Source organism: uncultured Campylobacter sp., assembly GCF_938031315.1.
Classification (GTDB): domain Bacteria; phylum Campylobacterota; class Campylobacteria; order Campylobacterales; family Campylobacteraceae; genus Campylobacter_B.
In genome coordinates, this window is record NZ_CALHHT010000222.1 from 1 (window position 1) to 8,514 (window position 8,514).

7 protein-coding genes are annotated in these 8,514 nt (G+C 52.8%); 1 reads left to right on the forward strand and 6 read right to left on the reverse strand.

The window, feature by feature from the left end; translation table 11 throughout:
- Positions 1–255: 255 nt before the first annotated feature.
- From yihA to Q0236_RS05570, 6 genes are all read right to left on the reverse strand, one after another.
- The gene (gene yihA / locus Q0236_RS05545; RefSeq protein WP_297915890.1) at positions 256–909 is read right to left on the reverse strand and encodes a ribosome biogenesis GTP-binding protein YihA/YsxC; all 654 of its coding nucleotides are present in this window, start codon (positions 907–909) and stop codon (positions 256–258) included.
- Positions 890–3,298, reverse strand: a complete 2,409-nt coding sequence (gene lon / locus Q0236_RS05550) for an endopeptidase La (RefSeq protein WP_297915893.1) — start codon at positions 3,296–3,298, stop codon at positions 890–892. Before lon ends, yihA begins: the two co-directional genes overlap by 20 nt.
- A 148-nt stretch (positions 3,299–3,446) precedes the next feature.
- Positions 3,447–4,736: an ATP-dependent Clp protease ATP-binding subunit ClpX gene (gene clpX, locus Q0236_RS05555; RefSeq protein ID WP_297915895.1), complete on the reverse strand. Its 1,290-nt coding sequence runs from the start codon at positions 4,734–4,736 to the stop codon at positions 3,447–3,449.
- Entirely contained in the window at positions 4,736–5,524 is a 789-nt protein-coding gene (lpxA, locus tag Q0236_RS05560) for an acyl-ACP--UDP-N-acetylglucosamine O-acyltransferase (RefSeq protein ID WP_297915897.1), read from the reverse strand. Before lpxA ends, clpX begins: the two co-directional genes overlap by 1 nt.
- Positions 5,524–5,973: a 3-hydroxyacyl-ACP dehydratase FabZ gene (gene fabZ / locus Q0236_RS05565; RefSeq protein ID WP_297915899.1), complete on the reverse strand. Its 450-nt coding sequence runs from the start codon at positions 5,971–5,973 to the stop codon at positions 5,524–5,526. Before fabZ ends, lpxA begins: the two co-directional genes overlap by 1 nt.
- Before the next feature lie 33 nt (positions 5,974–6,006).
- A complete protein-coding gene (locus Q0236_RS05570; RefSeq protein WP_297915901.1) occupies positions 6,007–7,140 on the reverse strand; it encodes an epoxyqueuosine reductase QueH in 1,134 nt (377 codons plus the stop codon).
- 65 nt (positions 7,141–7,205) lie between these two features.
- Between Q0236_RS05570 and Q0236_RS05575 the strand changes: the two genes are divergently transcribed.
- Positions 7,206–8,514: DUF748 domain-containing protein (locus Q0236_RS05575; protein WP_297915904.1), on the forward strand; the 1,309-nt coding region annotated here is incomplete at its 3' end.

Consider the following 8,514-nt stretch of genomic DNA (forward strand, 5'->3'; position numbering starts at 1 on the left):
GATCAGAAATTTGATCCTACAGATCCGGTCATAGTTCAAAAGCAGCAAGCGGAAGCTGCAAATCAGGCAGCTGCAGAAGCTGCAAGACAGGCAGCTGAGCAAACAGCGGGCGAACAAAATAACGGGGCTTAATTATAGTAAATAAACTTGTACTTACCAAATAAAAAAGGAGCTGTTTACACAGCTCTTTTTTATTTAAGTTATGACTTTATCCAATACCTCTTTGCCTAATAATTATTCCTTGGGGACTTTTACTCAAGAAACACTCATATTGCTTATAATCTCATACACTTCTTCTCTACCCTGTTTAGATTCAGATGAAAAAGCCACTACCATATCTTCATCCGCCACTTTAAGTGCTTTTTCTATCATTTTTATATGCTTATTTAATACACTTCTTTTTAACTTATCCGCTTTAGTCAGTATAAGAAGCACCTTATAACCGTGATATTTTATCCAATCATACATCAATTTGTCATTTTCAGTAGGCTCATGCCTTATATCAACCAAAAGACAGATCAGTTTTAATGTGGGTGAGGTAGTAATATACCTTTCTATCATTTTCCCCCACTTTTGCCTTAATTCCTGTGATACTTTCGCATAGCCGTAGCCCGGCAAATCGACAAAGTAGACCGCGCCGTTCACGCGGTAAAAGTTGATGGTCTGGGTCTTGCCGGGCTGAGCCGAAGTGCGCGCGAGCGCCTTGCGGTTCACAAGCGCATTTAAAAGGCTTGACTTGCCCACATTCGACTTCCCGGCAAACGCAAATTCCGGGAGAACGCTCTCCGGCAGCGCGCTCGTCACACCGAGCACAAACTGCAACACCGCATCCTTAATCTGACTGTTGCCGTCTTCGCCGATTAAGGGGCGGCACACCGCCGGCGGAACTTCAATTCCCTTCTTCTTCACCCTCTCCTTCTTCACGCTCGGCCGCTTTTTCCCAAAGGCACCTGCCACTGAGGGGCGTACTGTTGTCGCTTTCTTCTCCATCTGTCTCTTCTCCCCGTCCTGTCAGCGCAAGCGCTGCAAGTTCCCGAAACTCTCTGATATAGTACAATTTTAATCCTGCCGTAACTTCCTTCGGCAGCGCTGTAATCTCCGCGCGGTTTTCGTACGGCAGTGCGAGCGCCGTGAAGCGCTCCCGTCTCGCCGCAAGTAACTTCTCTTTCAAACCGCCGACCGGCAGAATATGACCGCGCAGCGTGATTTCGCCTGTCACCGCGAGATCGGCGCGCACCGCCTCGTGCCGGAAGGCCGAGAGCAGCGCAAGCGCCATCGCGGCGCCGGCACTCGGCCCGTCCTTCGGAATTGCCCCGGCCGGAATGTGCAGGTGAAAGTCGTGCTCGCGGAAGTAGCCGCTCGGCGTGCCGCGCTCTACCGCAAGCTGCCTTGCGACCACGAGCGCCAGTTCCGCAGACTCCCGCATCACGGCGCCCATCTGCCCGGTCGGCCGGAAGAGCCCTCTGCCGACATTGACCTCGACCTCAACCGAGAGTGCCACGCCGCCCGCTGCGGTGTACGCGAGCCCGTGTGCCACGCCGACTTCGTCCCGCCGGTGACTCCGTTTTGCCGGAAAGCGCGCCTTGCCGAGGTAGTCCTCGAGATTTCCCGCCGTAATCGCGAAGCGCTCACGCTCCTTTAAGAGAAGCTGCCTCACGCACTTTTCCGTGAGCGCGCGGAGCTCTCGCTCAACGCCGCGCACCCCCGCCTCCCGCGTGTAGCAGCGAATCAGCGTCCTGACAGCGCCGTCCGTCAGTGAAAACTGCTCTGCCGTGAGACCCGCGTTCCGGCGCGCCCGCGGCAGGAGATAGCGCCGCGCAATGTGAAATTTCTCGGCCTCCGTGTAACTGCTGAGATAAATCAGATTCATGCGATCCATGAGCGGCGCCGGTATGCCCTCGGTTGTATTCGCCGTCGCGAGGAAAAAGACCTGTGAGAGGTCCATCGGCAGTTCCACATAGTGATCGCGATAGCTCCGGTTCTGCGAGCTGTCGAGCACCTCAAGAAGCGCCGCAGCGGCCGCCTGGCCCCGGTAGTCTTTCGATAGCTTGTCAATCTCATCCAGCAGAATCAACGGGTTCTTGCTGCCCGCGCGCCGGAGAGCCTCCGCAATCCGCCCCGGCATCGCACCGACATAGGTTCTGCGGTGGCCGCGGAGTTCGGCTTCGTCCTGAATGCCGCCGAGGCTGATGCGCACATAACGCCGTCCGAGTGCGCGCGCGATGCTCTCGGCAATCGACGTTTTGCCCGTTCCGGGCGGTCCCACAAGGCAGAGTACATCCTGCCAAGCCGTCGGGTTCAGTTTCCGCACGGCGAGGCAGTTCAGTATCTTCTCTTTGACATTTTCAAGACCGTAATGATCCCGTTCGAGCACGCGCTTTGCCGCGACGAGATTCGCCGTATCCTCCGTGACGCGGTCAAACGGCAGCGCCAGCACCGTGTCGAGGTAATTCTGCTGCAGGGCAAATTCCTGTGTCCCCGGCGGCAGATGCCGGAGCCGCAAAGTCTCCCGGCGAAGCGCCTGCTTCACCTCGTCCCCGGCGGGCAGCGCGTCAATCTTTTCCGCATAGGCTTTTACATCGCCCGCGGTGCCTACATCCTCCCCGAGTTCCTCTTCGATGATGCGAAGCTGCTCCCGCAACATGAATTCGCGCTGGCTCCGGTCGAGGCGCACGCGAAGCTTCTGCTCATACTCATGGCGCATCCGCACGACATCGATTTCGCGCGAAAGTTCACCGGTCAGAACCTCGTAAAACTCATCGCCCGTATTGCACTCGAGCAAGCGCTGCCCCGTGCCCCAGGCCCAGGGGAGCTGCGAAGAGCTGTCCCTGAGAAGCTGCATGAGTCCGGTCTGCGAGATGAGCCGCGGCAGGTACTTCTCCGCAAAGGCCTTGTCCTCCCGCGCGTAGAGCTGCAGATAACCCTTCAGCGCGCGGAGCATGGCTTCTTTCTCCTTGCCGTCCTTCTCGATTTCCCGAAGCGGCGCGTTATATAATTCCGCCTCGTAGATATCGCCCTCCAGAACCAGCTGTTCCACGATGCAGCGCCGTATACCGAACAGCATTGCGCGCCGCGTATCCCGCGATGTCCGCGTGAGCGAGCGAATCTGGCACAGCGTGCCGTAGCGGTATGTGCCGCTCACCCCCGGATCCAACTCCTCCGGATTTTTTTGTGCCACCAGAAAAATCAGACCGTCCCGCACCATGGCTTCCTCGACAGCTGCGACGGTCCGGCTGCGGCTCAGGTCAAAACGAGCCACGCCGCCCGGCAGAACAACCTGCGCGCGCATCGCAACCACAGGATATCTTCTCCTTGTCCTCATGACCTCCTCCTATCTTCGTGCCGCAAATGACTCAAAAGGCGGGCATATGCCCGCCTTCCTGTCACAAGTCTCGTGTTCACACACTATTCTGTTTCTGTACTCTTTTCTTTGGATATGCGCGCCGTCAGGCAATCTCGCCCGGCCGCGAGGGTTTCTCGCGATCCCGCTGAATGCTCGACTCGCGGTGCACAATCTGCGGTCCGGCCTCATGCCGTACCATCTCCTCCGTGACCGTGCAAATGCCGACGGACTCATCGGAGGGCACTTCGTACATCAAATCCATCATCACATCTTCGACAATCGCGCGAAGACCTCTGGCGCCGGTCTTTCGCTCCAGCGCGAGGTGAGCGATTTCGCGCACCGCCCCCTCCGTGAACTCGAGTTTCACATTGTCGAGCTCAAAGAGCTTCCGGTACTGCTTGATCAGAGCATTCTTCGGCGCAGTCAGAATCTGCACCAGTGCATTCTCATCGAGCAAATCCAGCGCGACCGTAATCGGCACGCGGCCGATGAACTCCGGAATCAGACCGTACTTCACAAGATCCTGCGGCATGACCTGGTGGAAGAGTTCATCCACCTCCCGCGCATTCTTCGCGACCACCTGAGAGTTGAAGCCCAGACCACCGCTTCCGAGACGGGAGTCGACAATCTTCTCGAGACCGTCGAACGCGCCGCCGCAGACGAACAAAATATTTGTCGTATCGATCTGGATGAAGTCCTGATTTGGATGCTTGCGGCCGCCCTTTGGCGGGATATTTACGACGCTTCCTTCGATGATCTTAAGAAGCGCTTGCTGCACCCCCTCGCCGCTTACGTCGCGCGTGATGCTGCGGTTTTCGCTCATTCGCGCGATCTTATCGATCTCATCTACGAATACGATACCGCGCTGCGCCTTCTCTACGTCGCCGTCCGCGGCCTGCAAAAGGCGGGTGAGGATATTTTCTACGTCCTCGCCGACGTAGCCCGCTTCCGTTAGGCTCGTAGCGTCGCTAATGGCGATCGGCACGTCCAAAAATTTCGCCAAGGTCTGCGCCATAAGCGTCTTACCGCTGCCGGTAGGCCCGATAAGCAAGATATTTGATTTTGAAATTTCGGTATCGTCGCCCTTCGCGTCGGTCTGCCTGAAAATTCTTTTATAGTGGTTGTAAACGCCGACGCTAAAAATTTTCTTAGCGCGCTCCTGGCCGATGACGTAGCGGTTTAGAACCTCCATCAGCGCCTTTGGCTTGATAGCCTCGAAATCGATCTCTTTATTTTGATTTTGTACCGCCTCATTTTGACCCTCGCTGCCGTGGATAGCGGCATATGCCATATCGATACAATAGCTGCAGATAGCCGCCGTACCGTCGTCGTTAGGATAGATACGACGCCCGTCCGCGCCCGTCTCACCGCAAAAACTGCACTTATTTGCCATTAAATTTTACCTTTATCTAGCGGAATTCCGCGTTTTGTGTTGATTATAAACTCGCACATCTTGCGCACGTTTTGATCGCTCGTCTCGTTTAATAAAATTTGCGCCTGCTCTTTTAGACCCGCGCCTTGGTTAAATAAAAATTTATACGCCCGATTTATCGTCTCGACCGTCTCTTTATCGAAGCGGCGGCGGATGCCCGTTAAATTTAGCCCGCGGATATAGGCGCGATTTCCCTCGGCTAGGCAAAACGGCACCACGTCCTGACTAAGCGCGCTAGCCCCTGCGATCATGCAGCTCTCGCCGATTTGGACGAACTGATGCACGGGGGTAAGCCCGCCGATAACGGCATAATCGCCCATTACGACGTGGCCTGCGAGCGTGGCGTTGTTGGCTAGGATTATGTTGCTGCCCAGCACGCAATCATGCGCGATGTGGCAATACGCCATCATAAAGAGATTATCGCCGATGCGCGTAAATCCGTCGCCCTTATGCGAGCCCGAGCTGATCGTGCAAAACTCGTGAATCGTAGCGTTTTTGCCGATGACTAACCCCGTTCGCTCGCCCTCTTCAAAGCTCATATCCTGCGGAATTTCGCCCACGATCGCGTATGAAAAAATTTTAGAGTTCTCGCCGATTTGCGTATCGCCGATGATACGCGCGCCCTGCTTGATCGTGCAGCCGTCGCCGATTTTCGCCTGCGCGCTTATGAAAGCATATGGCTCGATCGTTACCTCGACTCCGATCTGCGCGCCGTCCTCGATGATCGCCGTGTGGTGAACTTTAGCCATCATTTATCCATTATCATCGCTTGAAGTTCAGCCTGCGCGGCCAGTGTGGCGCCGTCGTTGATGTAGGCTTCGCCCTTTAGCACCCAGATGCGTCCGCGGTGTTTGATTACGCTGATGCGATACTCAAGCTTGTCGCCGGGGCGGACCGGGTTTCTAAATTTAGCGTTATCGATACTCATAAAATACACGACTTTGTCGCTTAAATTGGCGCCGTCTTTCTCCATACTCTTAAACGCCAGCACGCCGCCCGCCTGCGCTAAGCCCTCGATAATCATTACGCCTGGATAGATCGGGTGCCCCGGGAAGTGGCCCTGAAAGATCTGCTCGTTGTAGGTTACGTTTTTATAGGCTTTGATACTTTCACCTATGCTGAGCTCTTCGACGCGATCTATCAGCAAAAACGGAAAACGATGAGGTAGGATGGAGAGGATTTCGTTTATATCTATCATTAATCTGCCTTTTTTAGAAATTCTAGAATTTTATCAAATTCTTACTAAAATTTCCCTAACATCTAAAAATATGCGCGAGAGCCCGTAAATTTGAACTTTGGCGGCTCTTATCTCGTCCGTGACGATGATCGGCGAGAGCGAGCCCGCAGCGCACAGGGCAGCGCGAGTTTTATTTTGGCGCGCGAGGCTCGGCGGATTTTTTAGCATCTCAGATACGCTTTTGAAATTTGATCTTGAAATTTCGTTAAATTTCGCCAGGTTTAAAATTTTAATCTCGCCTTTGTCGCTGCAAAAAATTTCGCACTCGCGCTCTATGCTAAACTTCACGTTTTCGCGCGTAAAATGCGAGCCAAATAGCACAAACGAAGGCGCTACACGCCCGTCAAATTTAATCCATGCGCGCAGCAGGCGGTAGTTTAAAAACCGATCGCGCAGCACGCTAAATTTAACCCCTTTTCTTTCGAGCGAGCAAAGCTTTTTGTAAAATTTCAACTTCTCCTCTACCGAAGCGGGCAGGATTTGCCGATCGATCGACGACATTAGCTCGTAAATTTCGGCGCCTTGGGCTAAATTTCGCTTCAAATCCGCCGTCAGACTTCCGCCCAAATTTCGCTCAACCCTTTGCTGATCATTCCGCTGCGCCGTAAGCGCATAGATGCAGCCGCAGTAGTTTTGATGATAGAGCGCGTCTTTTTTCGCGAGCGCAAACTGCTCGTTCGTGCCGCCGTTTTTGCGAAAATCGGGCGCGATAAACTCCAGCCCGTAGCGCTCGCAAATGCGCTGCAGCGAGGCACAGAGCTGAGAGTGCGATTTTTTGGGGCTCATCAAAAGAGTCGTAGTGATTTTGCGCTCGCCTAGACTTAGCGCGAGCTCGGCCGTTTTTTGCATGCGAAAATCAAAGCAAAACTCGCAGCGCGCGCCCTTTTCTGGCTCGTTTTCAAGCCCGCGCGCACCCTGCAGCCAGCCCTGAAAATCATACTCGCCCGGGATAAATTGAATCCCCAAATTCTCGCAAACCCGCTTTGAGTCGTGCATTCTAAGAACATATTCGCCATAGGGATGGATGTTTGGATCGTAGAAATAGCCTATTAGCGGCTCTTGCGTGAGCTCTTTTAAGCGGCGCAAAAAATAATCGCAATCGACCGAGCAGCAGATGTGAACCAGCAAAATTTAACCCTTTGCACGAAATTTTTGGATATAATTTTACGCTATCAAAATTAATGAGCGGAAAAATGAAAAATTTTTTTATAAAACACTGGCGTAAGTTTGCCTTCGGCGTAAGTGGGTTTGCGCTATTTTACGTGCTCGCGGGCTTTTTCGGCGTGCCGCTTTTTATCGAAAAAGCGCTGCCTAAAATTTTAGAGGGCAGAGCAAGCTTTAGCGTGCAGGACGCCAAATTTAACCCCTTTACCTACGAGCTAAACGTCACCAAGCCGGAGCTTAGCACCTTTAAGCCGCTGTTTAGCGCCGATGAGATAAATTTAAAAATCGGTTTTTCGAAGCTTTTTAAAAAGACTCTCGCGGTAGAAATTTTGCATCTTAAATCCCCTAAATTTCACATCGAGCGCGAACAAAACGGCACCTTCAATTTTGAGCCGCTACTTTCGGAGCAAAAGAGCGAAAACAAGGATGAAAACTCCAGCTTCAACGTCACGCTGAATAATTTTAAGATCGAGCGCGGCTCTCTGGGCTACGTCGATAACTCCCTGAAAAAGCCGTTTTCGCTCATCTCGACCGAGCTAAATTATGAGATCAACGGACTAAATTTAAAGGACGAAACGATCGGCGAGCACGATTTAAGCGCCGTTTCGCGTACATACGACGCGCTGAGCTTTGATGGAGCCATCGACCTGGCGCCTCTTCGTCTACACGGCAAGGTAGATATCTCGCGGCTGAAAATCGATCCGTTTTGGCTATCATACCTCGATCCTAGCGGCGTGCGGCTTAAAAACGGCTTTCTTTCCGCCACGCTGAATTACCGATTGAGCCTTGATGAAAATATAAAATTTGCGCTTGAAAACTCAAAGCTCGAGCTGCAAAGCCTAGAAATTTTGCAAGATCAAAATTTAATTTCTCTAGACTCGCTAAAAATCCCGAGTTTTGAGCTGAATACGGACGTTTCGAATGAAATTTCAGGCAAAGTGATGATTCCGAAAGTTCTAGTTTCGGACGCAAAATACAATATGAACGAAACTAAAATTTCCACGGGCTTTGAGGGGGCGCGGGTCGCGGATTTCGTGCTGGATTTTAATAAAACGGGTGCGAACTTGCGGCTAAACTCCGCCGTAAAAAGCGTAGATCTAAACCGCTCAAGCTTTGCAAACCCGCAAATTTCGGTCGTCTCAAACGACACTAAAATCACCGAAAATTTTTTGAAATTTAACGCCGAAGGTAACGATACGGCCCTTCATACGGGCTTTGGCGCCTTTAATATCGCGGATACGCAGATTACGCTCGCGCGCAGCGATAAAATTTCGGTCGCCGCAACCGAGCTGGGCGCGTTTAGCTACGACAAAGAGGGCGCGCAAAACGGCGTAAGCC